Source organism: Pseudomonas sp. FP818 (assembly GCF_030687335.1).
Taxonomy (GTDB): domain Bacteria; phylum Pseudomonadota; class Gammaproteobacteria; order Pseudomonadales; family Pseudomonadaceae; genus Aquipseudomonas; species Aquipseudomonas shahriarae.
In genome coordinates this window covers 162,788-189,105 of record NZ_CP117427.1, presented here as the reverse complement: position 1 = coordinate 189,105, position 26,318 = coordinate 162,788, and the positions used below count along the sequence as shown (strand labels likewise).

The window sequence follows — 26,318 nt, the reverse complement described above, 5'->3', positions numbered from 1 at the left end:
CTGCTCCTTGAAAACACTTAAATCAGTTACGCGGGTTCCAGGCGCCGGCGTTGATACCGTCGACCAGGCGGTTGATCGCTTCGCGCATGGCCAGGTCCAGGACCTTGCCATTGAGGGTGGAGTCATAGCTGGCGGTGCCGCCAAAGCCCACGACTTCACGGTTCGACAGCGCGTATTCACCGGCGCCCTGGGTGGAATACACCACTTCGGAGGTGCTGATGTTGACGATATTCAGGTTGATCTTGGCGTAGGCCACCTGGGTCTTGCCACGGCCGAGAATGCCGAACAACTGGCGGTCGCCGGTTTCTTTGCGGCCGAACTCGGTCACATCGCCGGTCACCACGTAGTCAGCACCCTTGAGGTTCTGGACGGTGCCCTTGATTTTCGCTTCCTGGGAGATTTCGCCCATGTTGTCGCGGTCCAGCACGCTGAAGCGGTTGGTCTGCTGCAAGTGGGTGATCAGGATGGTCTTGGCCTGGCCACCGAGGCGGTCCACGCCATCGGAGAAGATCCCGCGCATGTAGCTGGAGCGGTTATCGAACTTGCCCACGGCAATCGGCACGCGTACGCCGGAGTAGGCGACGCTGGCGCTGGCGACTTTTTCGATCGGCAGTGCGCGGGAGCTTTCCGTGGCGCAACCGGCCAGGGTCAGCAGTGCCGTGGCGGCAAGGCCGGACAGCAGGATTTTGCAGAGTGATTTCACAGGGTGCTCCTAGGTGAATAAATCCGGGGTATTAACGTGAGGGTATGGCGCGCAGGTCGTGCACGATGTAATTGCTCAAGCCACCGGTGAAATGGCGCTCGATATTGGCGTTGCCTTCATTGGTCAGGACCCCGCCAATGGTCTTCCATTGCTGCACCTGGCCGCCCCAGTTATTGGGCACCAGGCCACCCCGATCCTGGGCAAAATGCAGCACCTCGGCGTCGGCTTTCTTGACCTTGACCTTGTAGCCGAAGTCGATGCTTTGCAGGATGGTGTTGTCGTCGACCACCAGGCTGGTGATACCGCCCTTGGAGTCGAGGATATGACGCACGTAGACGATATCCACGTCCAGCAGGTAGTCAGCGGTCTGCTTGCTGCTGGCGTAGCGCTTGGCCTTGAGCAGACGGTCGACCAGGTCGACGCCCAGTTGCTCGCGGACTTTGGCGTCCGACATGAAAATTCGGCCCTGCCCCACCACTTTGACGTCGAAGGTATCGACCCAGAAGGTGGCAGTCTTGGGAATGGTCACGGGTGCTGGAGAGATGTAGTACGGGGGTTTGGAAGCGCAGCCGGCCAGAAAGGAAAGAGCCAGCAGCAAGGCAAAAATGCGCATCTTCAAATTCATCCCTGATTAAGTGCTGCGCATTTTACGGGGTTGAGAGCGGTTCTCAAGTTGTTTCGCACTGGTGGGAGCAGGCTTATGTGGGAGCAGGCTTGCCAGTTCCCACACAAGCTCGCTCCTACCAGGACGGTTTAGAACGCGTAACGGGCCTTGAGCATGACGCCATCGGCATCAAACCCACTGCGAGCCTGGCGGGTGTAGCTGGCGCCGACGCTGAACGCCGAGACCTGGTAGTTCACACCCACGCTGGCTTCATAGCTGTCACGCGCCACCGAAGCGCCGGTCACGCTGAACGTCGAACCACCGTTCACAAAACTGGAAGTCTGCGCCACGCGATCACCCATCAGGTCGTGATAGGCCATCACGGTCGCTTCCGGTTGCAGAGTGCCGGCACCCAGCGCCAGGTTGCCTGCCACACGCAGGCCGGCGCCCAGCTCACCGACTTCGTAACGTTGGGAACCAGTGTTCAGCGCCGCCGAAGAGCCCTTCTCATGCAGGCTGTCCATGTGCACGCTGGAGTAACGCGCGGCGACACGCGGTTCGATCAGCACGCTGTCCGACGCCTTGAAGCTGTAACCGCCCACCACACTGGCCGACAGTGCCTGGCTGTCGTAGCTGCCCTTCGCTGTAGTGCCGGTGATATGACGCTTGCTGTCGTTGTCGTTGACGCCGTAGCTCAGGCTGCTATCGACAAACCAGTTCTGCAGCGACCAGTTGCCATACAGCGACAGCGCGTTGCCCTGCACTTCAGTCTTGTTGCCCAGGTCCGAGTGGATGTTGGAGTTGAGGTAGCTGTACGCCACGCCCACGCGGGTGCTGTCGTTCAAACGCCCGTCCACGCCGACGGCCACGCCGCTGCTGTTGGCTGAGTAACCGTTATCGCCACCGCGACCGTCCTGGTCCATGTTGCTGCTCAGGCCTTGCACCCACACACCGCCGCGTTCGCTGCCATCGCGCTGGCCGGCCAGGCGGTTGAGGATCGTGCCGTTGATCACGGTCTGCCCGGACAAGGCCACGTCCAGCGCGCCACGGTTTACGTCAGGTTTGAGCTGTTCGCCAATCTGCGCCAGTTGCTGGGCGCTGCCGGCGTTGGCCACGGCCTGGAACACTGCGTCGTCCTGGCTCAGTTGCCCCAGCACTTCGTTTTTCAGCAGGTTCACGGCGGTGACTACCGAGGTGCTGGCGCCCACGCCGCCGAGGTCGGTTTGCACCTGCTCGTCTGGCTTCAAGCCCACCACGGCCTTGACCGTCTGCGCATCGGCCGAGTAGCTGAGCACATCGAGCAACGACGAGCTGCTGGCGACCGTCAGGCCGTTGTTTTGCACGCTGCTGGCTTGCAGCAGGGTGTATTCGGTGCCGCTGGGCGCTGCGGTGAAATCACCGGGCTTGGCGCTCAAGGTCACCTTCGAAGCCTGGGCAAAATTCGCGGCGCCGCTGATCGTCAGGTAAGGCGTGGTCGGCACCACGCTGTTGGACAGGCGCATATCAACCCCGGCGCCGCTGGCTACATTCAGGTCGCCAGTGATGGTGGTGCCGGCGCCGGACAGGTTCAACGAACCCGCGTTGACCGATACCGGGCCGCCAATGCGCGCGCCGGTAAAATCGGCCTGGCCGTTGATGTTCACAGCCGTGACACCGAGCACATCACCGACGATTTTGCCGCCGCTCCAGTTCAGGCTCGCCAGGTTGGCCGCGTCGATGGCGGTGCCGGAGTTGCTGCGGATTTCCCCGGCTTGCTGGTTGATTTCGAAGGGGGAGGTTTGCTTGCCAGCATCGACCTTGATCGCAATGCCATCGGCGCTGACAGTGCCACGGTTGACGATGCCGCGAGAGCCGATGGGGCTGTTTTGCGCAAAGCTTGCACCACGGAAGTCGAAAGCGTTGGCGTTGGCGCCTTTGGCTTCTAGGACACCTGTATTGAGGATGTAGTCGACGGTACCGTCATAAAACACCACGCCGGACGCACCAGCGCCATTTGCCGAAAGCAGGCCGCTGTTTTCGATGCGTAAAGGAGTAGTTTCGGTTTCCACCTCAAAGGCCCAAGCGTCTTTACCCGTCACCGACAACGTCCCGGAGTTGAGGATCTTGCCCCCAATACTGGTGAGTTGCGTGCCCCGCCGGTCCAGTGCAATACCAAGGGAATCATCTCCGACCAATGAGATCACACCGGTATTGGAGACATCCCCTCCCACCGTGGCGCCATGCAGGTAAATACCATCTCCGCCTCTCTGGGAACTGGTTGTGGCTTGGATGGTGCCGGAGTTGATGACACTTCCGCCGATGGTCGCTCCACCGATTTCAAGGCCCTCATAACCACCGTTATTCAGGATGATCTTTCCAGCCTGGATCACATCCCCCCGTGATGGTGCTACTACGCGGATTAGTAGTCATTTCCAGAGATGCGTCCACGGCAAGCGCCCGAATGGGGCGGTCGTGATCACCCAGAACGATATCGGCCCGATTGATCAGCGACCCCTCGATCCTCGTATCGGCGATACTCACCCCCATCCAATTGCTCGTGACTAGGTTGGCGGTCACGTTCGTGGGCTGAGTCACCGTCCCGGTGAGGGTCAGTGATTCACTAAACTTCTCACCGCTCCAGGTGCTCTTGCCTTGACCAACGTCCACTTCAACGGCCAGCACTTGAGTGCTGATTGCCCCAACGATCAAAGCCAGCAGGCTTTTTTTAAACGGCTTTGGCTTCACGTAAAACTCCATGTATGACTGGGGCTCCGCTCACAATCTCGGCGGCAGCAGGTATAAAACCGAAACAGCCTGTTTGAGCCCTTGCACTGACCGACGACCTGCATCATTTGAGCTGATCAATGGCCTGCTAAATTTCCCGCAGATTGAGCAAGCGTTCGCGGTCATCGCCGAACAGGTTGTCAGCACACAGGCTCTCAAATTGAGCGAGGACCTCATTTTGATTCACAGCCAACCCATTGATTTATAACGAACAACTACTCATCAAACGTTTAAAGGCGCGCAACTCCGTGATTGTCAGTGGGCCGCCGAGGCGAGATAAATAGGACTACTCTTAAATTTATTGGCGAATCTTCCTGCAACAAAAGGTCACTTTTCCTACGCTCCTAGTTTTCCTGCCCCACCACCAGTTTTAACCCTGGCCGCCGCACCTCAAGGGAGTGATGCGCCGTCACCGCCTGCACCCCGCCCTCCTGATCGTTATGAATCACCAACACCCCCGGCCGGCGTAGTTGCTCAAGCTCGCCTGCCGCCAGGCGGAAGCTCTCGCTCAAGCCGTGGTCGCTCAACGCCTTGGTCGCCGCGCGCCGCTGGGCGAATTGCTTGCCGCGTCGTTGTTGGTAGCGCGCCCAGACGATCAGCAGCACCGCGTTGAACAAGGCGATCCACAGGTAGATCTGCAAGGTGTTCAGCGCGGCAAAAATCGGTGCATCGATGCGTGGGCCGCCATTGCTATCGAGCATCGGCACCAGGCCGCGCACCAGCAGGATCACCAGGCCGGCCCAGGCCATCAGGGTCAGGAAAATATCAATGGCCTGCATCACAGGCCGCTGTGGGGTACGGATCAGGTTCATGGCTTAACTTCCTTGGCAGGTGCCTTGATGCCGCGATCCGGGCTGACCCAGCGCGCGCGTTTTTGATGTTGGCGGAACAGGACTTTGGGGAAGCTGACCAGGGTGGTGAACAGGCTCACCAGCCAGAACACCAGCGGGTACCAGACGGTCCAGAACAGGGTTTTCCACAGGCCGCGCTCGTAGCGCCGGTCAATCATGATGCTCACGGCAAATTGCACCAGGCATACCACCGCCAGCAGCAAGCCGGTGAAGGCCGGCGGCATCAGCGAGCCGACGGCAATCGCCTCGGGCAACGGCACGACTTTCCCTACGCCCCAGAAGATCACCGACAGCAGGAAAGTGAAGGCCCAGCCGGTGGACAGGCAGTACTCGAACAGCAGCGGCCACAGGTAGCGATGGCGCCATTGCCAGATCCCGCGAATATTCTTGAACAGCACTTCGGCGCCGCCCTGGGCCCAGCGCAGGCGCTGTTTCCACAGGCCGCCGAGGGTTTCTGGCATGAGGATCCAGCACAGCGCACGCGGCTCGTAGAAGATGCTCCAGTGGTCCAGTTGCAGCTTCCAGCTCACGTCGATGTCTTCGGTGATCATGTCGGTGCTCCAGTAGTCGACCCGGTCCAGGGCCGCCCGCCGAAACGCCACCACCACGCCGGACACAGTGAAGATCCGCCCGAAAACCCGCTGGGTACGCTTGATCAAACCAATGATCGAAGAGAACTCGCCCACCTGTACCCGACCAATCAAGGTCGAGCGCGTGCGGATGCGCGGGTTGCCGGTGACCGCGCCAAGCCGTGGGTTGTCGAGCATCGGCGCCACTAGGTAGGCCGCCGCGTTGCGGTCGAGCAAGGCGTCGCCGTCGATGCACACCAGGTATTCGCTGCGCGCCGCCACAGCGCCCATACGCAGGGCCACGGCCTTGCCCTGGTTTTGCGCCAGGTGCAGCACCCGCAAGCGTGGCTCCTGCAGCGCCAGGGCGTCGAGCACAGCGGCGGTGTTGTCGCTGGAGCCGTCGTTGATCGCAATCACTTCCAGGTTGCGATAGCGCTGGGCCAACGCCGCGCCGATGGTCTCGGCGGCGTTGTCGCCTTCGTTGTAGCAAGGGATCAGGATCGAGATCAGCGGCTCGCCTTTGAGCACCGGCGCCGGGGTGTCATCGGACCACGGCCAGTGGCGCTCCCAGTGCAGCCAGAAGTACAGGCCGCCGGCGATCCACAGCCCGGACATGAACAACGGGTAGAAAAACACGAACTCCATCAGGAACTGCCCGGTGACCAGGAAGATCAGGCCCAGGGGCACACCCAACACCAATGCCAACACGAGAAGAGCAAGGATTCTGTCGAACATGAGTCAAGGATTCCATTTGTTGGAAAGGGCCGGACGCACGGTGTTCAGATCCGGCGAATTCTCCAGGAAGTTGTCGGGGTAGTAGCCAAAACTGCTGGCACCCTGGCGCTTGAGCACACCCATCCACTCGGCCATTTGCACGCCGGAAATGTCCGGGGCGGCTGGAGTGCGCCAATCCTTGGCCTGTAGCTCGAAGACCGTGCGCTGCATCGCACCGGGCCGGGCCTTGACCGTGGCCACGAGCTTTTCCAGCCAGGCGTTGGAGTTCTTCAGTGACTGACCTTCCATCAATGGCATCGCCATCGGCGCGGTCCAGTCGTAGTGCTGGAGGAAGTCGTCGAGGTTCTGCGCAAACCAGGCTTCGCTGGCTGGGTTGAGCATCGGCTCGGCGAAGATATTGCGCGCGGTGAGCACTTCCGGGCCGCGCAGGGCGCGGACCTTGGCGGTCAGTTCATGGGTGAAGTCGATCAGGTACCGGCTCTTGAAACGGGTCCAGCGCTGCATCACTTCAGGGTCGGCGCGCAGCGCCTGGATGCTGCCCGGCAGGCCGTTGGCGGCGTAGGTTTTCAGGGCTTGGGGGCTGGCGTCTTCAAAGTCCGAGAGCACGGCGTCATCGTGGAACAACACACCGTGGATAGCGCTGGTACGGGCCAGGTCTTCGTAGATCTCACCGATGACTTTGCGCACCTGGGGATCGAACGGCGACAGGCGCTGGTACTGTTTCGGGTCGACGGCCACCTTGCCGGTGGCCGGGTCCCAGCGGCTGACGCGGGGTAGCTTGGCATCCAGGGCAAAGCTCAGCACGGGCATCCAGGCGTAGACCTTGACCAGGCCGGCACGGGTATGCAGCTGCCAACTGACACGGTTGAACAGGTCGGCACGCATCGGCAGATGGCGGTTGGGGAAGTACAGCGAACGCGCCAGGCCATCGCCCTTGGGGTCGGCGAACGCCTGGAGGAATACAGTGTCGACGCCCATGTCCAGCACACGCTGGACCAGCGCGTCGAGGTTGCGCACCTCCTGCGCCTTGTCCGGGTCGTAGACATGATCGAGGTCCACATGCAGCACGCGCATCGGTGCTTTGACCTGCGCCGAGACCATGCTGTTGGCGAAGTCCTCACCGTACGGGTCGTTGTCCACCAGAAAGCGCGGGCTGCTCATCAAGTTGCCGAGGTTGTCGAGGCCGTCCTCCAGGGTCAGGGCCATCTGGTAACCCTGCTCACCCACCACCGTCAGAGCAGTGCCATCCGCCGCCCCATACGGCCATACCCACACACGCGGGGCCTTGCCGGTAACGGCGCGGATCTTATTGGAAATCGCCGCGACGTCGGCGCGCATCCGCGCCCGGAACTGCGCTTCGGACTCATAACTGCGGGTGACCGGGTCATAGCGCCGGGTGGCGGCGGCCGGTTCCTGGTTGCCCTGGGGGTTGGCCAGCACGCCCTTGTGGCTGGCGTCGGTGTGGGCGGCGATTTCCACCAGGCCCGATTGCGCCACTTCGCGCACTTGTTGCCAGGTCAGAAACTCCCCGCGGTTACGCGGCACGCCGGCAAAATCCACCGGCTGGTTCAACGGCGTGTCGACCCAACTGCCCACTGGCGCCAGCACGGCCGGCCACTGGTAGGCACGCAGGATCGGCATAACGCGGGTGTAAAAGCTCGAATAACCGTCGTCGAAGCTGAGCATGACGGCTTTGGGCGGCAGCTCTGGCCCGCCGGCACGGGCGGCGAGGACCTGGTCGACGCTGACCGCCTGGTAACCGTTCTCGCGCAGCCAGGACAACTGTTCGATCAGGCGTTCGGTACGCACCGCCACCACTCTCTGGTCGGGGTCACGGTCGTTGACATCGTGGTAGGCAATGCCCAGGAAATGGTTTTTCGGCCACGGCGCTTCGTTGACCGGTTTGAGTCGTTCAGCAGGTGGCGTAAAAGGCGCGGGGGGACTGGGCACAGGCACTGCTCAGCAAAAAACCCAGGGCCAGCAGGCAACGGGAAACAAGGGTCATGATCGGACTCTTCTAGAAACGGTAAGTGAGGTCGACGATCAGGCGCACATCGCTTTCGCGCTCACCGTCATAAGGTCGGTTGATCCAGCTCAGGTTGGCGCCGGTTTCCAGTACGTCGTTCCAGCGATAACGCTGGCCGTAACTGAGCAAACCAATGGCACCGGTGGAGTAATCGCGCTGGCTGTAAGTGCCCGCACCGGCCTGGAACTGCTGACTCCACTGGGTTTCGTAGCGGTGATAAAGCACATGGTTGACGCTCACCGTGGGCAGCACGCTGAAGTCTGAGCGCGGGTTGAAATACGCGGCTTCTTCCTTGCTGTTGCGGCTGGCGGCGACTTCCAGGCCAAGGTCTACTTGCACGCCCGGCGAGCGGTAGACACCCTCACGGCCGATGAGCGACGCTTCGATACGGTCGTTACCGTCACTGAAGTGGGACGGGCTCAGCGCCAGTTTCCACTCACGGCTCTCGTTGGCGCTCCAGCGGATAAACCCGCTGCCGCCGTTGGCGGTGACGTTGGCATTGAGCGCGCGCAACGGCGTGCTGGCGGCCAGGTAGTCAAGACTGCCCCCGTACTGCCAGTGGTCGTTGATGTCGCGGGCAATCGCCAGGCGTGCGCCCTGCTTGGTGCCTTTGCCGTAGGAGTGATTGGAGACTTCGGCCTCCAGGGTCATATCACGGGTACGCCGCTCCACACCCAGGCGCTGCCAGCGGTGGTGACCCGTGCCTTCTTCAAAGTCGGCGGTGGCGTAGCCGATACCGCCGAATATCCGCCAGTCTTCATCGATGGGCGGGCTGTAGAGCAGGGTTTCGATCCCCCAGTCACGACTACCGGCAACCGCCCCGCCGCCATGGCTTTTACCGGTCTCGGCTTCGATACGCAGCTCGGCCATCTCATGCACCTTGCGCAGGCGCTGGAGACGTTGGACCTGGCGATTGTCCGGGGCGCGGGCGACCACGTCATCGGCGAGCATATCGAGCTGGCGCCACTCCTGCAGATCCAGCGCGTTGTAGCCTTGGGAGACTTCCAGGTCGATGTGGCGCGGGTTCTGGTTTTCGGCGTTCTTGAGGGCAATTTCGGCACGTCGCGGCCAGGCGCGGGCGCGGAACATGTCCGCCTGGGCCACGCGCATGCCGACATTGCCGGGCGAGGTGCGCACCAGGGTTTCCAGGCTTTTTTCACTGGTCGGCAGATCGGCGCCGTAGGTCGCGGCCTGGGCCGCCAGTTGCTGGGCGGCCAGCCACGCGTCGTTGGGGTTACCGAGGGGCAGCCCCTTGAGTTCAACCCGAGGCCTTTGCGTGCTCGCCAGGTCGTTTGCGACGGCGCGAGCTTCGCGGGTCTGGTCGTTTTCCAGCAGGGAGTAGTACAGCGCGGTGCTGTCGACCACTTGGTTGCTGGGGTCGGCATCCGACGCGGTCACTGCCTGGCGATACAGCGGCGCGGCCTTCTCGGGCAAACGCTGGTCGAGGTAGGCGGCGGCCACCCAGCGCAGGGCGTAGTTGGGCAGTTGCACGCCTTGAGCTTGCAAGGCTTCGTAGTCGTGGAGCACCTCGGCGGTACGTGCGCGGGCCTTGAGCGCGCCCAGGCGGTCGATGCGCCAGCGCACCACATCGTCATGGGCACTGGCGTCCGGGGTCCAGGTGGCGAGCAATTGGTCGTAATTCTTGAGGGCGCGGTCGGCGATCACAAAGCGTTCGCTTTCACTGCGCGTCGGGAATTCAGCCAGGCGCACGCGTTCGGCAGCCAGGTCGCCTTCCAGGCGGCGCTGGGTCACCGGGTCCAGCAAGCCGGGGTGGCGGGCGCTCAGGCGCAGGGCCGGTTCCGGCATACGTGCACGTTGCAGGGCGATCAGGTATTCGCGCACCACCTCGGGCTGGTTACCGGCGCGGATAAACGCCTGGTCGAATTCGAACAGCGAATCATAGGGCTGCCCGGCACGGGACAACGCATAGCCCAGGGCCATACGCCGCTCGACATTCTCGGGCTTGGCCGCCACCAGGGTGCGGGCACGCTGCACGGCTTCGGCGGTTTTGCCGCCATCGGCCAGGGTCATGGCCAGGCCCAGTTGCAGGTCCGGGTTGCTCGGTTCGCGCAGCAAGGCCTGGCGATACACCGCCTCGGCGGGGGCCCAGCGCTGTTGATTGCGGTAGGTGCGGGCCACGGTGGTCAGCGCTTGGGTGGTCAGTTGGCGCTGGTGCCCCTGGGCCTCATAGACCTTGAGTACTTCGTCATCCTGGCGCGCCCAACTGGCGATCAACAGGTGATCGCTGACCTGGCCAGAGGTCTGGCGCTCGGCAGGCAATTGGCGCAACAGGTTGAGCGCTGGCGTGTAGTTGCCGGTACGGGCCTGGCGAATCAGGGAATCATAGGCAGGATCGGCCACGGCCAGGGTCGGCAGCAACAAGGCAGCACCGATCAGTAGACGCAGGCGGCCAGGGCCAGAGGGAGAGAAATTACGCAACATGTCGTCAGCTTCCTTACTCGGAAAGCTGTAGCGATAGGTTCGCCTGTACAACACGCATCAGGCCGCCGGTGTCTGATGACCCGGCCAAGCTTTCCTGGGCGCAATATCCCTGAGAAGGATATGGAATAGGACAAATTAGGACAATTGTTCAGAATTGTCCTACAAGCCAGTTGAGATCAAACGTGGGGCTTGTGTGGGAGCTGGCCTCTGTGGGAGCTGGCTTGCCTGCGATGGCATCACCTCTGTTTCACTGACACACCGAGGTGATGCTATCGCAGGCAAGCCAGCGCCTACACAAACCGTATTCCTACAGGGGGTCGGGCAGCCTTATTGGGCGCCGCTGACCGCACCCAGCTTGCCCAGTACGCCGCCGATAAACTGCTCGACGGTCATTTTCTGGCCATTGAAGGTCACTTCATTGTTGGCGTAATGCAGCTTGGCCAGGATGTCGTTGCCTTCCAGGGTCGCCAGTTGCGTGCCCACGGCCATGCCGCTGACCATCTCGCTGGCCATCTGGGCCTGCTGCTCGATGGCTTTGGGGTCAGTCACACCACCGATCTGCGCTTGCAGGGCGGCCACGTCAGCGATCATCGGCTTGGACAGGGTCAGATTGGCATCCAGCAGCGTGATCATCTGCTTGGCCAGTTCAACCGGCGGCAGCTCCATGGTGGACGGCTTGGTCAGGTCTACCACCAGGTTGAAGCGGCTTTCGCCATTGGCGGTCTTCAGGGACAGATTTTCCAGGGCCACTTGCGGCTTGGCGGCCAGCAGCAGATCAACGTTGGCCTGGGCCAGCACTTGCTCGGCTTCGCTCAGTTGCAGCTCAGGAATCGGTTGGCCGGCAGCCTGGGCAGCCTGCACCGGTTGCATCTTGTCCTGATACAGCTTGGTCAGCACCATGGTCGATGGCACATCGATGTTCTTGACGCTCACGGCCATGGCCGCCGAACCCACGGGCTTGCCCTGGTAACCGATCTCGGTGATTTTGTAGTCGACGCGACCGTCCAGGTTGTTGTCCTTGGTATCGCTGCTGTCTTTCTGCTCGAACCCTTTGACGGTCAGCACGGCTTGTTCCGGGCCAAAGGTGAACGTGCTGTTGCTCAACACGACGGTATTCTGGCCGACATAAAAACCAAAGCTGCTCTTGGTCAAGTTACTGGCGAGGGTCAAGCCATTGAGTTCTGCCTGGAACGGTGCCCCCTTGGGGTCGACCAGGGAGACCTTGAGGGCGTCCATGTAACCGTCGACCTTGATCTCTGTCGCCTTTTCGGTGTTGAAGTAGTCCATATTCAGGCCGGAGAAGGTGACGCTGGTGGTGCCGTCCTTGTACTCCAGGGGCAGCAGCTCCAGGTTGCCCGTGACCGAACGGTTGAAACCGATGTTGGCGACGCCTTTGACCGGCGAAACGTCCTTGGTGGCGGCGAACCATTTTTCGGTGGTCGGGTTCTTCTCAAGGGCCAGGTGACTGGTAGCCAGCACTGGCCACCACTTCAGGGTGACCAAGCGCGAGACCGGCAGCGGACCGTGTTCGATACGGTCGACAAACAGCAGTTCGCTGTCTTTGAACTGTTCACCGAACACCGCGCCTTCAGCCTTGAGACGGAAGTGGCCGGTGCTGCTGAACCAGCCGCGATCCAGGGAGACCATCTCCAGGGTCATACGGCCATCGACGCCGGCCAGGGAGCGTTCCATCTCCTTGTTGGCGTCTTCGATCGTGGTTTTAAGCACACCTTCCAATTGGCTGCCGGTGTACCAGGCACCGCCGGCACTGACCACGCCGACGGCGGCAACAAAACCCAAAAGTACAACGGCTGATTTATTCATGAAGTGTCCTGATCCAATCCTGTGCGAAGTGGGCTGTCTTCCCTGAACCCCGAAGTGGGGCGTCGGCTCAAGCCCGCCGAAAATCGGGGCAAGGTTAGCACTGGCGGGGGGGCTCGTTGCAATCTCTTGTGGCGAACAACGCGGCCCAGGGGATGGAAATGGAACATTGTGGCGAGGGGGCTTGCACCCGTTGGGCCGCGTAGCAGCCCCAATAAGACTCACTGAGTTTTATCAGGTCCACCGGACTCAGCCCTGGGTCAGGAGTATTCCATCTCGATTTCGTCGAGTTGGTGATCAAAACTCTTCAGCCGCGCCGTCCATGTGTACACCAGCACTTCAAACTCGCGGTGAATCACCGCATTGCCCGGCGTATCCGCCTTGGGGTCGTAGAAGTCCAGTTGGTAACGCTCGCGGGCCATGGCGGTGGCGACGTCGGACAGTTCCCGGGCGTTGTTCAGCCAGTGCCGCCCTTCGGCCACTTGTCGGTCGAGTACCACGCATTGTTGCTTCAAGGCTTCGAGGCTTTTTTCCAGGGGCGTGCCGGTCAGTTCGCCCATGACTTCCTGGAAGGTGCGCCCAGGCTGCCAGTAGCTGCCCCAGAAATAGCGGTCAAACACGGTTTCGACCCGACGCAGGGCGACCTTGGTGTCCCAGATCGCCACCCGCGTCTTGCCTTGTTCGAGGATTTTTTTCTGGGTGCGCTGGCCCTGGTAGGAAGCCCAGGCCACCACGCCAATGGACAACGCGGCGATCAACGCACAGGCGCTGTCGAGGAACACCATGGCCTTATCCAGTTGATGGGCCAGCATGACGCCGTAAAAGTAAGTCGCCGATAACAACACCAGTGCGAAGAGCACGCACCAGAACGCGGGAGCATAAGGGTTTTTCATTATTGGAATCCCCATGAGCAACGCAGGCAGTGATCAGCGGGCCATCACGCAAGCCCGTCTGATCAAAGCATAGCAACCGCCTCAGGGTTTGCCGGGTTGTGTGCCTTGCGTTCGTCCGCTTTCCCAGCCGCCGCCCAGGGCCAGGAACAGGTCGATCTGGCTCATCGCCACTTGGGTGTTGGCCTGAGCCAGTTGCGCACGCATATCGGTGTAGGTGCGCGTGGCTTGCAGGTCGGCGAGGAACGACTCGCGCCCGGCCTGGAAGAAGCGGTGCGTCTGGTCGGCGGCCTGTTGCGCCGACTGCTCGGCCTCGGCCAGGGCATCGCGGCGCTGCAGTTGGGCAGTGTATTGCGCAAGCCCGGTCTGGGTCTCGCGGATGGCATTGAGCACCACTCCATCGAAGTGCGCCAAGGCGCCCTGGGTCGCGGCTTCGGCTTCGTGGATGCGCGCACGCGAGCCGTTGGACGGCACCGTCCAGCTCAACAGCGGGCCGAAGCCCCAGCGGTTGGCGGCCGGTTTGCCGAGGTTGTCGATAATGCCCACGGTGCCGATGGAGGCGCCGATGCTGATATCCGGGTACAACTCGCCGGTGGCCACGCCAATGCCCGCCGTCGCCGCCGCCAGTCGGCGTTCGGCCTGGCGCACGTCAGGGCGGCGCTTGAGCAGGGTGGCGCCGTCGCCCACCGGCAGCAACTGGGCAATCTGCGGCAACTCGGCGCAATCGCGGGTGCCGGCCGGCAATTGGTCCAGGGGTTTGGCCAGGAGCATCGACAGGCGGAACAAACCGGCCTGGCGCGCCGCCTCAAAGCGCGGCAGTTCAGCGCGCAAAGACTTGAATTGGGTTTGTGAGCGGGTGACCTGGGTTTCATCGCCACGCCCCGCATCGCGCAGGCGCTGGGTCAGGCGCGTGCTCTGGGCTTGCAGGTCGAGAGACTGGCGGGCGATGTGCAGCTCTTCATTGGCTGCACACACCTGGGTGTAGGAGCGCACCACGTCCGCTACCAGGGTGATGCGTGCGGTATCCACCGCGGCTTGGGTCGCGTCGGCATTGGCCTGGGCACCTTCGATGCCGCGCTGCAAGGTGCCGAACAGGTCGAACTGATAGGAGGTGGTGATGCCGATATCACCGACATTCGCCACCGGCACTTTGTTCGCCTGCAAAAAAGCCTCGCCGGACTCCTGCAAACGCTGGGCGCCGAGCTTGACCCCGCCGCTCCAGCCTCCCGCCGATTGCGCTTCCTGCACCTGGAAGCGCGCCCGTTGCAGGTTGGCCGCCGCCACGCGCAGGTCGGTGTTGGAGGCCATGGCCTGGCGCACCAGTTCATCCAGGCGCGGGTCCTGGTACAACTTCCACCAGTCGGCGGGCACCGGCGCCGAGACCACATTACTGCCCTGCCCGGCCAGTTGGCCCTGCAGGTCGCCACGGTTGACGGCGGCTGCATCCGGCAACTGGTAATCCGGGCCCACTACCTGGCAGGCCGACAACAGCAGCCCCAGCCCAGCGGTCGCCAGCAGTTGCTTCATGGCTGGTCTCCGGACTTGGACTGGTCATCCATGATCGACACGGTGGCCGTGCGCCCGGCAATCATGCGGAAGTCCGCCGGCACATCATCAAAGGCGATACGCACCGGGATCCGCTGGGCCAGGCGCACCCAGCTGAACGCCGGGTTGACGTTGGGCAGCAGGTTGGAGCCGCTGGTGCGGTCGCGGTCTTCGATGCCGGCGACGATGCTTTGTACATGCCCGCGCAAACGGGCGTTGTCGCCAATCACACGGATATCCACGCTCTGGCCGACATGGATGCCGTCCAGTTTGGTCTCTTCAAAGTAGCCGTCGATGTGGAAGGAATTGCTGTCCACCACCGACAACACCGGGTGCCCGGCGGTCACGAACTCCTGGGCCCGAGGCGCACGGTCGTTGACGTAGCCGTCCACCGGGCTGCGGATCACCGAGCGGTCGAGGTTGAGCTGAGCGCTATCCACCGTCACCTGCGCCTCGGCCAGGGCCGACTGGGCGCGGGCCACGCGGGACAGGCTTTCTTCCAGTTGCTCGCTGGCCACCAGGTTGCCCAGGCCGCGGTTGCGCCTGGCTTCGCGCTGGGCCTGGGCCAGGGTTTCCTGGCGGTCGGCCACGGCCGCCTGGGCCTGGCGCAGGGCGAGCTTGAAACGGTCCTGGTCCACGGAGAACAGCACCTGGCCCCGGGTCACCAGTTGGTTATCGCGCACATCCACTTGCTGGATCAGCCCGGACACGTCCGGGGCGATCTGCACGATGTCGGCGCGGATATGCCCGTCGCGGGTCCAGGGGGCGAACATGTAGTACATGACCATGCGCCAGACCACGACGCAGGCAAAGGTCACTACCAGCAACGTCAGGACCACACGGCCGATCGTCAAAAAAGGTTTTTTCATGTCATCAGGTATCGACTGAGTGAGTCCACAGCGCCCAGCAACAGCGCGTAGAGAGCCACATTGAATAATGCCCGGTGCCAGACCAGGCGGTAGAAGTGGACGCGGGTCAACAACCCGTGCACCACCAGGTAAAAGCCATACGTAATGCCCATCAGCACCAGCAGCGTGGGCAGGAACACCCCGCTGATATCCAGGTCACCGATCATAGAGGCGCTCCATCGGGTAACGGCGCGTCCATCTCGCCTGTACTGACAAACTCCACGCCGGGCAACAGCGCCAGGCGCAAACCGCTGAGGGCGTGCAGCAGGTGCAGGCGGGTTTCGCCCTCGCCTTGCAGGCCCTGGCCATTGAGGGCGCGGCGGGTGCGGTCCAGGGTCATCAGCAGACCGCTGGGGGCCGGCAGGCGCTCACCGGCCTTCAGGCACGCCTTGAAGTACTCGCCGACCTCGGCCACCACCTGGTCGAGCAACACTCGCGGCACGCCGAGGATGCGGGGTGCGTAGGCCAGCAGGTCGAGCAGGTTCAGCGCCACGCGCAGCTCGCGCAGGGCGACGCCGGTGTCCTGGCCGGTCATGGCCAGGCGCGGCAGGTGCTGCATCAGGCGGTCGAGCATTTGCACGCCCAGGCGCCGGTGCTCGGCGAGGGTGGCCGGCTGCGTGAGGCCGACAATATCGCGCCAGCTGAAACGGGTCAGGCGCTTGGCCGCCAGCTCAGCGCCAAAGGGCCGCGCGATCAGGGTCCAGACAAAGGCAAACAGCAAGCCCACCGGGCCGGCGAGGTTGGAGTTGGCGAAACTCAGAAAATCCGCGTCGTAGGCGCCCTGGATGCTGATAAAGGACGAGGTGTTGACGATGGTCAGCAGCATGCCCAGGTAGAAACGCGGTTGCACCGTCAGGGTGCCGACCCAGATAAAGGGCACCGCAAACGCCAGCACCAGCATCGGAAAATCATGCAGATTGGGCAGGATCAGGAATAGGTAGAGGCTGGCGAACAGTACCGACATCGCCGTCCAGAAAAAGAACCGGTAGATCTGCGGCGCCGGGTCGTCCATCGAGGCGAAGAAACTGCACGCCACCGCCGCGAGGATCACTGCGCTGCCGCCATCGGTCCAGCCCAGCAGAATCCACAGCACCGAGGCGACGATAATCGCGCTGACCGTGGAAAACGCCGAGTAGAGCATCAGGCCGCGATCAAGGAACGGCGTCAGCCGGCCCAGGCGCCAGTGACGATAGACCGCGCGCCACGGGGCCTGGCTTTCACTGTGGATGGCGGCTTGCAGGCTGCGGCAGTCTTGCCACAGGTCGATCCACTCGCCGAGGCGATACAGCGCGTTGGAAAACAGCAACTGATGACGGTCGTCCAGGGCCTCGGCGTCGGGTTGCAGGGCTTCGAGCTGGTCACGCAGGACGCGCCAGCGTTCGACCGGCGCCTCATCGGTTGTGCTTTGCAGCCACTCGGTGGTGGCCGCCAGCAGCGGCGCGAACTTGCCGACCAACTCCGGGGTGCGGCGCTCCAGGGCATACAGCGCGTCATCCAGGGCATCCACCACCGGCAACAGATGGATCATGCGCCCGCGCAGCTCCTTGGTGTTGCGCACCGTTTGTGGCCGCGCGCCTTCGTGGGGCAGTTGGCCGATCATCAATTCCAGGGTGTTAAAGGTCGCGACCATGCCGCCGCGCAGGCTGCTGACTTCCTCGGGCTGTACGTTGCGATTGAGGAAGCGCTGGCTGTAGATCGTCGCGTCGGCAAACCATTTACGCACCGAGTCATCGAACACCGGTGCCAGGCGCCGTGGCCAGAACATCGCGCCGACCACCGCCGCTACGGCGATGCCAAGGAAGATTTCTTCGGTACGCGCCTCGGCCACATCCCACACCGCCAGGGGGTTATCCACCACCGGCAAGGCGATCAACGGCAAGGTGTAGCCCGCCAGCATCAAGGCGTAGCTGTTGGCGGTACGCAAATGCAGGGACAGAAACAGCAAAATGCCAGTCCACAACGCAATCACCACCACCAGCAGGAACGGTGTCTGCACAAACAGCGGCACGAAAAACACCGCGGCCATCGCCCCGAGAAAGGTGCCGATGGCACGGTACAAGGCCTTGGAACTGGTGGGCCCGACAAACGGGCTGGAGACGATATACACCGTGGCCATCGCCCAATACGGACGCGGCATTTGCATCAGCATGGCGATATACAGGGCAATCATCGACGCCGCGAAAGTACGCACACCGTAGAACCAATCCCGGGCCGGCGGCATGCCGGTAAAAAATCCGTTCAAGAAGCCACGACCAACGGTGGGTGGTTGGCTGCTTCAAAAGCATGCAGCACGCGCAACGCGGCTTCCAGATCGGCAGGGGCCATGTCTGCCAGCACTTCATGGCGCAAGCGCACCAGCTGGGCTTCGACCGCCTGCACCAACTCGCGGCCGCGCTCGGTCAGGCTCAACGCCTTGGCGCGGCGGTCGTGCAGGTCTTCGCTGCGGCACACCAGGCCGGCACTGCACAGTTGGTCGAGCAGGCGTACCAGGGACGGGCTTTCCATCCCCGAAGCCTGGGCCACCTTGACTTGATGCACGCCGTCGCCGAGACGGCCGATCATCAGTAAAGGCACCGCACAGGCTTCAGAAATACCGTAACTCACCAGCGTGGCCTGGCAGATTTTGCGCCAGTTACGGGCGCCCGCCACCATGCTGCTGCTGAGGCTCATATGAAGGGTTTCGAGGGTTTGAGGCACGAGGTCATTCGCATACAGTTAGTTTGCTAACTATCAATATGGTGGAGGAATGGAATCTCGTCAAGTTTTGATACAAATTCACAGATAGGCGGTGGGGCCCCTATAACGCGCCGCCTCTGTGGGAGCTGTCGAGCCTTGGCGAGGCTGCGGTGGCAGTAGCACTGCTGGCATTGATGTTGGCTGATCCACCGCTATCGCAGCCTCGCTCGGGCTAGACAGCTGCCACATTCGAATGAGTTCACTTAAGCACGGCTGCTGCGCAACAGCACATTCAACTCATCCACCACTTCCGCCCAATCCGCATCCTCCAGAATTTCTTCGCGTAGAAACGCCTTCTGGCTACCCGTCCAGAAAAACGCATCTTCGAGTTTCAACTCCGGCTTGAGCGGCGAATGCACCGCAACAAAACGCTCAATGCTGGTGGCGTCATCGGGCAGCCCGAGCTGTTTGAACAACGACGGCAGGCTGTGAACAGGCGATTGCATGGCAACTCCAAAAAATCAGTGATTGCCCTCAGTCTAGACCGATAAAACCCACAGATTGGCAGCCATTCGTGCAACATTTTGCAATGTTCACGCTATCATCTTCACCTTTCGCCCAGTGGCATTCACGGACTCCCGGAATAAGGACAATTCATGCGCATCGGTCTTCTGTCATCCCTGACCCTGGCACTGTGTGCCGCCTTTTCCCTGCAGGCCCAGGCCAGCGGCGACGACTCGTGCTACCCCGACTGGCGCGTGTCCCAGGATTCGCTGACCGCCTGCAGCAACATGCCATTCCTGAGCCCCGGCAATGACAGCCGGACCAACCTGCGCCTGTTGCTCGCGGCAAAAAAGAACGCGCCCCTGACCCCTAATGCGCTGGGTGAAGATGACCTGGCCCAGGGCTTCGGCCCGGTGCCGTTCCCGGTGTATCGCCTGGTGCCGCACCCGCCCGAAGGGCAGACGGGCGAAGAGCAAGGCACGGAGCTTGCGCAACTGTTGGCCTCGCTGGGCATCCAGCGCGAGGCCACGGCGGCGGCAGGCGATCAGTTTTTGTGGGGCGAAGGCAGCCGCTGCCGCAGCAACAATGTGCAGAGTGCCACCGACTTTGTGCGCCAAGTGATCAAGGCCGATGTGCCGGCGAATGAGCGAGTGCTGCTGGCCAATGCGCGCCTGAAATTGCTCGGCACCTGCGACTGGCAGGGGGAAGTGCTGCTGGAGCCGCAGTTGATCACTTCCATCCAGGGTCGCGAGCTGACCACCTACCTGCTCGCCGCTTCCGACTTTTACAGCGGGCGCTTTGTGTATGCCGAGCGCGGGTTTGCTGCGGTGACCCTGACCACACTGCCATGGCTCAAAGAAACGGCGGTGTACATGATCGCCCGCGCGTCGCTCAACCATGCCCAGGAAAACGCCTTCGATGAATACGGCCTACCCCAGCGCCAGGCTGTGGATAAGTCCGCGCTGGACGAAGCCGAGCACAGTTTCCTCAGCTACCTGAAAACTTATCCACAGGGTGAGTACGCCCCTTCCGCCCGTGGCCTGTTGCGCCGGGTGCACTGGTTGGCGGGCGATGCGAGCAAGCTGGCGGACGATTACGCCTGGCAACTGACCGAGGCCAGCGATGCCGAGCGCAATGGCTCCATTGATGAACTGGTGGAAGAAACCGACAACAAGCTGCTGACCAGCTACGCCGAGACCATCCGCAACCCATTGTTGCTGGCGATCAACGACCTGATGTGGATGCGCGCCAACAACCCGCCCAAGCTGACCCGCGCCACTCTCGACGGGCAAAAGGCCGCGTTTGCCAACGAGCCGGCGCTGTACGACTACTTGCAGGCGGCGTTCGCCCTGTATGTCGAGCACCAGCCAGACAACGCGTTGAAACATCTGCCACAAGAGCTGCCGTCGAGCCTGGATTACTTGGCCTTCAGCCAGCAAACCCTGCGCGGCCTGGCCCTGGAAGCCAAGCAGGACTGGAAAGGCGCCGAGGCGCTGTGGCTGCAACTGCTACCCCTGGCCAAGCAGCCCTTGCAGCGCGACCAACTGGAACTGGCCCTGGCGATGAACTACGAACGCAGCGGCCAATTGGCCAAGGTGTTCGCCGCCGACTCGCCGATCCAGACCAAGCAAGTGCGCTATATCCTGCTGCGCAGCGTGGCCGGGCCCGAGTTGCTGCGCCAGCAGATCAGCCAGGCCAGCGACCCGCTGGAGCGCAGTACCGCGCAATTTGTTTTGCTCTACAAAGACCTGCTGCGCGGCCAGTTCGCGACCTTTGCCGAGGACTTGCAGCAACTGCCGGCCTCGCCTGCCGCCGACAAGATCGGCACCAGCCTGGGCTATGTGTACGACGGCGGTCAGGCACTGACGCTGTTCCGCTGGAGCGGCGACAAGGCCGCCTCCGGCTACACCTGCCCGACCATCGCGCAAACCGCCAGCACCTTGCAGAGCGAGCCGAAAAACCCCCACGGCCTCAACTGCCTGGGTGAGTTCATCCTGCGCAACGGCCTGGATGGCATGCCCCTGGAAGAAGTGCGCTCGGCCGGTAGCCTGGGCAGCACCGCATCGGCCTTCAAAGGCGAAACCTTCTCCCGGCTCGAGGGTTACAAACAAGTCATCGCCAACCCCAAGGCGCCCCGTGACGACAAGGCCTATGCACTGTTCCGGGCGATCAACTGCTATGCGCCGTCGGGCTACAACAGCTGCGGCGGCGAAGATGTGGACAAGGCGGTGCGCAAGGGCTGGTTCCGCCAGTTGAAAACCGGGTTTGCCGACACCCAGTGGGGCAAGTCGCTGCAGTACTACTGGTAAGCCGGTGAAAGGTTTCTGGCTGGCGCTGCTGGTACTGGCGAGCCCGGCCTTCGGCGCGGTCGATGCCCGCGACTATGAGGCCTTCTGGCTGTGGAGCGGGGTCGCGCCACAGCCGGTGCTCAAGCAGGCCAAGACGCTGTACATCCTCCAGGGCCAGATCAACTCGACCCGCCGCCAGCCCTCACGCGGCGTGCAGTTCATCGCCCAGGGCATGAGCGTGCCGCGCATCCGCCAGGGCGAAGTGTGGATTGTCTACCGCGCCCACACCTTGCGCTGGCCAGAGCCGGTCTACACAAAAATGCTCGGCCAGGTGCAACGCTGGCGCGCAGCGGGCAACCCGGTGGTGGGCATCCAGATCGACTTCGACGCCCGCACCCAGTACCTGCATGAATACGCCGACTTCCTCAACGACCTGCGCCAGCGCCTGCCAAAGGATTTGCGCCTGAGCATCACCGGCCTGATGGACTGGAGCAGCAACGCCGACCCGGCCGCCATCGCCCAGCTCAAGGGCGTGGTGGATGAAGTGGTGGTGCAGACCTATCAGGGCCGCCACAGCATCCCGGATTACGCGGCGTACCTGCCACGGATGAACCGGCTGGGAATGCCGTTCAAGATTGGCTTGATCCAGGGCGGGCAGTGGCAGGAACCGGGGTATTTGCAGGGGAATGAGTGGTTTCGGGGGTATGTGGTGTTTTTGCAGAATCCGGGTTGAACCCTGTAGGAGCCGGCTTGCCGGTTCCTACAGGGGTAGCGTCTTACCAGTCGTAAGTCAGGCTCGACACCACCGTACGCCCTTCGCCGTAGTAGCAATCCAGATCGCTGGTGCACTGCGACACATAGGTTTTATTGGCAAGGTTCTGCACATTCATCGCCAACTTCACGCCTTTAAGCTTGAGAGCCGAGGCGCCCAGGTCGTAGCTCAGGCTGGCATCGTAGACGGTGTAGGACGGCACCGTGAACGCGCCGGCAACGTAGTCACCCATGCTGCTGCGCGTGTAGCGGGCCCCCAGGCCTGCGCCGAGACCAGCCAGCGGGGTGTCACCGATCACGGTGTAGTTGACCCACAACGCGGCCGTCAGGGGTGAGATACCGGCCGGGTGGCGGCCTTCGCGACCTTCGTTGTCCTTGGTGTACTTGATGTCGTTGCGCGCCGCCGAAGCGACCACATCCCAGGAATCGTTCAGCACCGCCTTGGCTTCGAACTCGACGCCGCGCGAACGCATGGCGCCGCTCTGGCTGCTGAAGTTACTCGGCGGGTTGGCCGTCAGGATGTTTTCCTGGTCCAGTTGATAGACCGAGACCTGCACAAAACTTTCCTGGCCCGGTGGCTGGTACTTCACCCCGACTTCGTACTGGTTGCCGGTGGACGGGTCGAAAGGCTTATGGTTTACATCGGTGCCGGACAGCGGCAGGAAGGACTCCGAGTAACTGATAAACGGCGCCAGGCCGTTATCGAACAGGTACACCAGGCCCGCACGGCCGGTGAAGGCCTGGTCCTTGCTGCTGGTGCGGTCATCGCTCAGCGGCGCCTTGTTGACCACATTGGCCCAGTCATAGCGCCCACCCAGCACCAGCGCCCACTTGTCCCACTTGATCTGGTCCTGCACGTACAGGCCGGTCTGGGTGATGGTGTTGTCCCAGCGATACGGCTGGCCGAAATTCAGCGGCTGGCCATACACCGGGTTGAATAGATCAATGATCGGTGGGGTGCGGTCGTAGAGGCCGAGGAACCTGGAGTTGAAGTGGTAGTAATCCAGACCCACGATCAAGGTGTGGGAGAACTCGCCAGTGGTGAATTCGGCCTGGGCGATGTTATCCACGCCAATCACTTTGTTGTTCTGCCTCCAGTCCACGCCGAAGCGTTCCAGGTAGCGTTGATCCATGGCGCCAGTGGCCGGGTTGGCGACAAAACGGTAGCCGTGCAACGGCGCCACATAGCGGTCGTCCACTTCGGCATAGCGCGCGTTTTGCTTGAGGGTCCAGGTGTCGTTCAAGCGATGGGACAACTCGTAGCCGAAGGCAAATTGTTCGCGATTGTACTTGTTGACACCCGGCTCGCCGATAAACACATCACGGTCGATCTTGCCGTTGGGGTTGCGCCAGACCGTGCCGGATGCGGGCAGGCCCTGGGCCTCGGGCATGCCCTTGTCTTTCTGGTACTGGGCGAACAGGGTCAGGCTGGTGTCGTCGTTGGGCCGCCAGGTCAGGCTTGGCGCAATGAATTGGCGGCGGTTTTCGAAGTAGTCGATCTCGCCTTGCTCGTCCTTGAGGCGCCCGGTAAGGCGATAGAAAAACTGCCCTTGATCATCCAGCGGACCACTGAGGTCGATGGCCGCGCTTTTGTGCTCGTAGGTGCCGGCTTCGAGTACCACCTGGCGCACCGGGGTCTCGCTGGGACGCTTGCTGACCATATTGACGATGCCGCCGGGCTGGTTGTGCCCGTACAGCACCGACGCCGGGCCTTTGAGCACCTCGATGCGCTCCAGGGAATAGGGCTCGATCTGCAACGCTCCGCCGGTACTGCCGCCACCGTAAGGCAGGTGCAAACCGTCGAGGTACAAGGGTGTCGGCGAGAAGCCACGGGATGTCGGTTCATCGAACAGCTTCACCCGGTCGGAGAAGCCGCCGGCACTCATGCCAGGGGTGTAGAGCAGCGCCTGGGTCACGCTTTGCGCGCCGCGCGCCTTGATTTCAGCGGCGCTGATCACGTTGATGGTCTGGGGGATTTCCACCAGCGCCGCATCGGTCTTGCTGCCCGTGGCGCTGCGGGTGGCGACGATGCCGTCGACCGGGCCCCAGGCGTTTTCCTGGTGCTGCTGGGCGCTGATCTGGGTCGCCCCCAGTTGCATCGCGTCGTCCCCCGCGAGGGCCTGCACCGACCAACCGCTCCCCGCCTGCATCGCCACCAGGCCGCTGCCGGCCAACAAGCGCTCCAAGCCCGGCCCGGTGGCATAGCGCCCCTGCAAGCCAGGGCTGCGCTTGCCGGACGTCAGTGACGCATCCACCGAGAGCAAAATCCCCGAAGCGCTGGCGAAACGGTTCAACGCCTGGTCCAGGCTGCCGGCAGGGATGTTGTATTGGCGCAAGGCTTCGCCGGCGCTCTCCTGGGCCTGGACCAGGGTCGGGACAAGCGGCACAGTCGCCAGCACACTGACAAACAGGCCACGACGCAGGGCGCGGGCCAGGGGTTGGATTGGATGGTGCGGCATTGCAGGACTCCCCGTGAGAACGCTTCTTGATTGGCTTTCAAGAGGTAACCCGGACGGGATTGGAAAACCGACAAAGAAAAATGGAAAAAAATGCGGCCACTGACTTTCCACACCAAAACACCCATCAATGTAGGAGCTGGCTTGCCTGCGATAGCGGTGTATCAGTGACAGATGGGCCAACTGACCCACCGCTATCGCAGGCAAGCCAGCGCCTACAGTTGATCGAGTCAAACCCTGGCTTTGAGGGTGACCCAATAGCGAGTCACCGCCTGTACCCGCACCGGCAGTGAGCGCTCAAGGGCGGCGAGGATCGCGTCGGTGTCATTCAGCGGAAACACGCCGGTCAGTAACAAGCCGGAGATGGCCTCGTCACAGCGCAACAACCCCGGGCGATAGCGACTCAGCTCAGCCACAAACCGCCCCAGTGGCTGGCGCTCGGCAATCAGACGGTGCTGGGTCCAACTGCTGGCGTTGGCATCCAGCGCGGTCACTGCCGAGGTCTGTGTCGCACTGAACCACAGGCTGTCACCCGCCTTCATCAGCACCGGCACACCCTGCACCGGGCGGACCTGTAAGCGCCCTTCATAGAGGTCGACGCGGCTGCCGTCGTGCAGTTCGCGCACGGCAAAGCGGGTGCCCAGGGCCTGGATATCGCCCGCGGTGGTTTCGACGATCAGCGGCCGGGATGGGTCGTGGCCGCTGGTCAGCAGGATCTCGCCGCGAATCAGGCGGATGCGCCGCTCTGTGGCACTGAAGCGCAGGTCGACGGCGCTGTCGCTGTTGAGGTCCAGCTGGGTACCGTCGCTCAGGGTCAGGTGGCGAATCTCGCCGGTGGCGGTGCGATGCTCGGCAAACGCCGCCTGCCACGGCTGGCTGCCCTGGACCAGGTAGCCGCTGCCGCCGGCCACCAGCAACAGCCCAAGCAGTTTCAACGCCGCCCGACGCTGGGGGTCCGGCGCGTCACGCAACACCGCGCGGGCGCTGTCGGCGGGGACGCCGCCCAAGGTCTGCTGCAACTGCTGCAAACGCTGCCAGGCACGACGATGCTCCGGGTCGGCGGCCTGCCAACGGGCAAAGGCCTGGCGCTGGGCCCCGTCGAGTTCGCCGCCCCATTGCAGCATCAACCACTCGCTGGCCTGCTCGACCACAGCCTGGGCAATCGGCGCGTCATGGCGGGCTCTCATTCTTCGTAGACCACCTGGTAGCAGGCGATGATCGCGCGGGTCATGTACTTCTGCACCGAGCTGACCGTCACCCCCAGGCGTTCGGCGATCTGCGCGTAGGTCAGGCCTTCGAACTGCGACAGCAGGAACGCGCGGCGCACGTTCTCGGGCATGCGGTCGAGCATGGCGTCGATCTGCATCAGGGTTTCGAGGATCAACGCGCGGGTTTCCAGGCTCGGCGACTCGGGTTCCGGCAAGTGGGCAATGCTTTGCAGGTAGGCGCGCTCGATGCGCAAGCGGCGCCATTGGTCGATCACCAGGTTGCGGGCGATCTGCGTCAGGTAGCTGCGGCTTTCTTGGGCACCGGGAAAACGCCCCGACACCAGCAGGCGCAGGAAGGTGTCCTGCGCCACGTCGGCGGCGTGCTCGCGGTCGCCCAGGCGCTTGCGCAACCAGCCTTGCAGCCAGCCATGATGGTCGCGGTACAGGAGATGAAGCTGTTGCTGGCCGTCAGTCGCGGTGTCCATGAATTGCTCGGATACACTATTGAGAGCAATTATCATTACAGCTTGTATCGCGACTGGCAAAAAACTTTATCTG

Annotated in this window: 18 protein-coding genes and 2 pseudogenes; 2 read left to right on the top strand and 18 right to left on the bottom strand. The window is 62.6% G+C overall.

All coding sequences use genetic code 11. The features are described from left to right. Positions 1-22: 22 nt before the first annotated feature. The 15 genes and pseudogenes from PSH80_RS00800 to PSH80_RS00730 form a co-directional block, all read right to left on the bottom strand. Complete coding sequence (locus PSH80_RS00800) at positions 23-703, bottom strand: CsgG/HfaB family protein (protein ID WP_057436965.1); 681 nt, start codon at positions 701-703, stop codon at positions 23-25. A 31-nt stretch (positions 704-734) separates the two neighbouring features. Further along, entirely contained in the window at positions 735-1,316 is a 582-nt protein-coding gene (locus PSH80_RS00795; RefSeq protein WP_057437666.1) for a hypothetical protein, read from the bottom strand. 140 nt (positions 1,317-1,456) lie between these two features. Beyond that, a pseudogene (locus tag PSH80_RS00790) lies at positions 1,457-4,031 on the bottom strand (autotransporter outer membrane beta-barrel domain-containing protein). 383 nt (positions 4,032-4,414) lie between these two features. Next, positions 4,415-4,882, bottom strand: a complete 468-nt coding sequence (gene pgaD / locus PSH80_RS00785) for a poly-beta-1,6-N-acetyl-D-glucosamine biosynthesis protein PgaD (protein WP_186625056.1) — start codon at positions 4,880-4,882, stop codon at positions 4,415-4,417. Continuing rightward, a complete protein-coding gene (pgaC, locus tag PSH80_RS00780; protein ID WP_057438950.1) occupies positions 4,879-6,225 on the bottom strand; it encodes a poly-beta-1,6-N-acetyl-D-glucosamine synthase in 1,347 nt (448 codons plus the stop codon). The genes pgaD and pgaC overlap by 4 nt, the downstream gene beginning before the upstream one ends. A 3-nt stretch (positions 6,226-6,228) precedes the next feature. Then, positions 6,229-8,230 (bottom strand): annotated as a pseudogene (gene pgaB, locus PSH80_RS00775) (poly-beta-1,6-N-acetyl-D-glucosamine N-deacetylase PgaB). Between the two features lie 12 nt (positions 8,231-8,242). Continuing rightward, positions 8,243-10,693, bottom strand: a complete 2,451-nt coding sequence (gene pgaA, locus PSH80_RS00770) for a poly-beta-1,6 N-acetyl-D-glucosamine export porin PgaA (protein ID WP_200659227.1) — start codon at positions 10,691-10,693, stop codon at positions 8,243-8,245. Between the two features lie 327 nt (positions 10,694-11,020). Then, positions 11,021-12,517 (bottom strand): YdgA family protein, encoded by a 1,497-nt coding sequence (locus PSH80_RS00765; protein WP_057957945.1) that lies wholly within the window; start codon positions 12,515-12,517, stop codon positions 11,021-11,023. Positions 12,518-12,774: 257 nt separating this feature from the next. Next, positions 12,775-13,407 carry a hypothetical protein gene (locus tag PSH80_RS00760; RefSeq protein ID WP_057438948.1) on the bottom strand — a complete coding sequence of 211 codons (633 nt, stop codon included), beginning with the start codon at positions 13,405-13,407 and terminating at the stop codon, positions 12,775-12,777. A gap of 81 nt (positions 13,408-13,488) precedes the next feature. Next, complete coding sequence (locus PSH80_RS00755; protein ID WP_057957944.1) at positions 13,489-14,931, bottom strand: efflux transporter outer membrane subunit; 1,443 nt, start codon at positions 14,929-14,931, stop codon at positions 13,489-13,491. Further along, positions 14,928-15,818, bottom strand: coding sequence for an efflux RND transporter periplasmic adaptor subunit (locus tag PSH80_RS00750; RefSeq protein WP_169990434.1), 891 nt, complete (start codon positions 15,816-15,818; stop codon positions 14,928-14,930). The genes PSH80_RS00755 and PSH80_RS00750 overlap by 4 nt, the downstream gene beginning before the upstream one ends. Then, the gene (locus tag PSH80_RS00745; RefSeq protein ID WP_057438946.1) at positions 15,815-16,024 is read right to left on the bottom strand and encodes a DUF1656 domain-containing protein; all 210 of its coding nucleotides are present in this window, start codon (positions 16,022-16,024) and stop codon (positions 15,815-15,817) included. The genes PSH80_RS00750 and PSH80_RS00745 overlap by 4 nt, the downstream gene beginning before the upstream one ends. Further along, positions 16,021-18,099 (bottom strand): FUSC family protein, encoded by a 2,079-nt coding sequence (locus PSH80_RS00740; RefSeq protein WP_057957942.1) that lies wholly within the window; start codon positions 18,097-18,099, stop codon positions 16,021-16,023. The genes PSH80_RS00745 and PSH80_RS00740 overlap by 4 nt, the downstream gene beginning before the upstream one ends. Further along, positions 18,096-18,527, bottom strand: coding sequence for a MarR family winged helix-turn-helix transcriptional regulator (locus tag PSH80_RS00735; RefSeq protein WP_057438945.1), 432 nt, complete (start codon positions 18,525-18,527; stop codon positions 18,096-18,098). The genes PSH80_RS00740 and PSH80_RS00735 overlap by 4 nt, the downstream gene beginning before the upstream one ends. Positions 18,528-18,796: 269 nt before the next feature. Further along, on the bottom strand, positions 18,797-19,039 hold the full coding sequence (locus tag PSH80_RS00730) for a DUF2789 domain-containing protein (RefSeq protein WP_057957941.1): 243 nt from the start codon (positions 19,037-19,039) through the stop codon (positions 18,797-18,799). A 150-nt stretch (positions 19,040-19,189) separates the two neighbouring features. Between PSH80_RS00730 and PSH80_RS00725 the strand changes: the two genes are divergently transcribed. Further along, complete coding sequence (locus tag PSH80_RS00725; protein ID WP_186625052.1) at positions 19,190-21,346, top strand: outer membrane assembly lipoprotein YfiO; 2,157 nt, start codon at positions 19,190-19,192, stop codon at positions 21,344-21,346. A 4-nt stretch (positions 21,347-21,350) separates the two neighbouring features. Further along, positions 21,351-22,058: a DUF3142 domain-containing protein gene (locus PSH80_RS00720; RefSeq protein WP_186625051.1), complete on the top strand. Its 708-nt coding sequence runs from the start codon at positions 21,351-21,353 to the stop codon at positions 22,056-22,058. Positions 22,059-22,101: 43 nt separating this feature from the next. On the opposite strand, the gene PSH80_RS00715 is transcribed toward PSH80_RS00720, so the two are convergent. From PSH80_RS00715 to PSH80_RS00705, 3 genes are all read right to left on the bottom strand, one after another. Further along, on the bottom strand, positions 22,102-24,555 hold the full coding sequence (locus PSH80_RS00715) for a TonB-dependent siderophore receptor (protein WP_305418790.1): 2,454 nt from the start codon (positions 24,553-24,555) through the stop codon (positions 22,102-22,104). 227 nt (positions 24,556-24,782) lie between these two features. Further along, positions 24,783-25,739: a FecR domain-containing protein gene (locus PSH80_RS00710; protein WP_128593623.1), complete on the bottom strand. Its 957-nt coding sequence runs from the start codon at positions 25,737-25,739 to the stop codon at positions 24,783-24,785. Beyond that, positions 25,736-26,245 (bottom strand): sigma-70 family RNA polymerase sigma factor, encoded by a 510-nt coding sequence (locus PSH80_RS00705; RefSeq protein WP_057438940.1) that lies wholly within the window; start codon positions 26,243-26,245, stop codon positions 25,736-25,738. Before PSH80_RS00705 ends, PSH80_RS00710 begins: the two co-directional genes overlap by 4 nt. Positions 26,246-26,318: the final 73 nt, after the last annotated feature.

What these genes read in the sequence shown, in the direction of transcription:
- pgaC (WP_057438950.1), bottom strand. Translation starts at nt 6,225, where the DNA reads ATGTTCGACAGAATCCTTGCTCTTCTCGTGTTGGCATTGGTGTTGGGT.
- PSH80_RS00755 (WP_057957944.1), bottom strand. Translation starts at nt 14,931, where the DNA reads ATGAAGCAACTGCTGGCGACCGCTGGGCTGGGGCTGCTGTTGTCGGCC.
- PSH80_RS00725 (WP_186625052.1), top strand. Translation starts at nt 19,190, where the DNA reads ATGCGCATCGGTCTTCTGTCATCCCTGACCCTGGCACTGTGTGCCGCC.
- PSH80_RS00795 (WP_057437666.1), bottom strand. Translation starts at nt 1,316, where the DNA reads ATGCGCATTTTTGCCTTGCTGCTGGCTCTTTCCTTTCTGGCCGGCTGC.
- PSH80_RS00765 (WP_057957945.1), bottom strand. Translation starts at nt 12,517, where the DNA reads ATGAATAAATCAGCCGTTGTACTTTTGGGTTTTGTTGCCGCCGTCGGC.
- pgaA (WP_200659227.1), bottom strand. Translation starts at nt 10,693, where the DNA reads ATGTTGCGTAATTTCTCTCCCTCTGGCCCTGGCCGCCTGCGTCTACTG.
- PSH80_RS00745 (WP_057438946.1), bottom strand. Translation starts at nt 16,024, where the DNA reads ATGATCGGTGACCTGGATATCAGCGGGGTGTTCCTGCCCACGCTGCTG.
- PSH80_RS00715 (WP_305418790.1), bottom strand. Translation starts at nt 24,555, where the DNA reads ATGCCGCACCATCCAATCCAACCCCTGGCCCGCGCCCTGCGTCGTGGC.
- PSH80_RS00710 (WP_128593623.1), bottom strand. Translation starts at nt 25,739, where the DNA reads ATGAGAGCCCGCCATGACGCGCCGATTGCCCAGGCTGTGGTCGAGCAG.
- PSH80_RS00760 (WP_057438948.1), bottom strand. Translation starts at nt 13,407, where the DNA reads ATGAAAAACCCTTATGCTCCCGCGTTCTGGTGCGTGCTCTTCGCACTG.
- PSH80_RS00750 (WP_169990434.1), bottom strand. Translation starts at nt 15,818, where the DNA reads ATGAAAAAACCTTTTTTGACGATCGGCCGTGTGGTCCTGACGTTGCTG.
- PSH80_RS00730 (WP_057957941.1), bottom strand. Translation starts at nt 19,039, where the DNA reads ATGCAATCGCCTGTTCACAGCCTGCCGTCGTTGTTCAAACAGCTCGGG.
- pgaD (WP_186625056.1), bottom strand. Translation starts at nt 4,882, where the DNA reads ATGAACCTGATCCGTACCCCACAGCGGCCTGTGATGCAGGCCATTGAT.
- PSH80_RS00735 (WP_057438945.1), bottom strand. Translation starts at nt 18,527, where the DNA reads ATGAGCCTCAGCAGCAGCATGGTGGCGGGCGCCCGTAACTGGCGCAAA.
- PSH80_RS00705 (WP_057438940.1), bottom strand. Translation starts at nt 26,245, where the DNA reads ATGGACACCGCGACTGACGGCCAGCAACAGCTTCATCTCCTGTACCGC.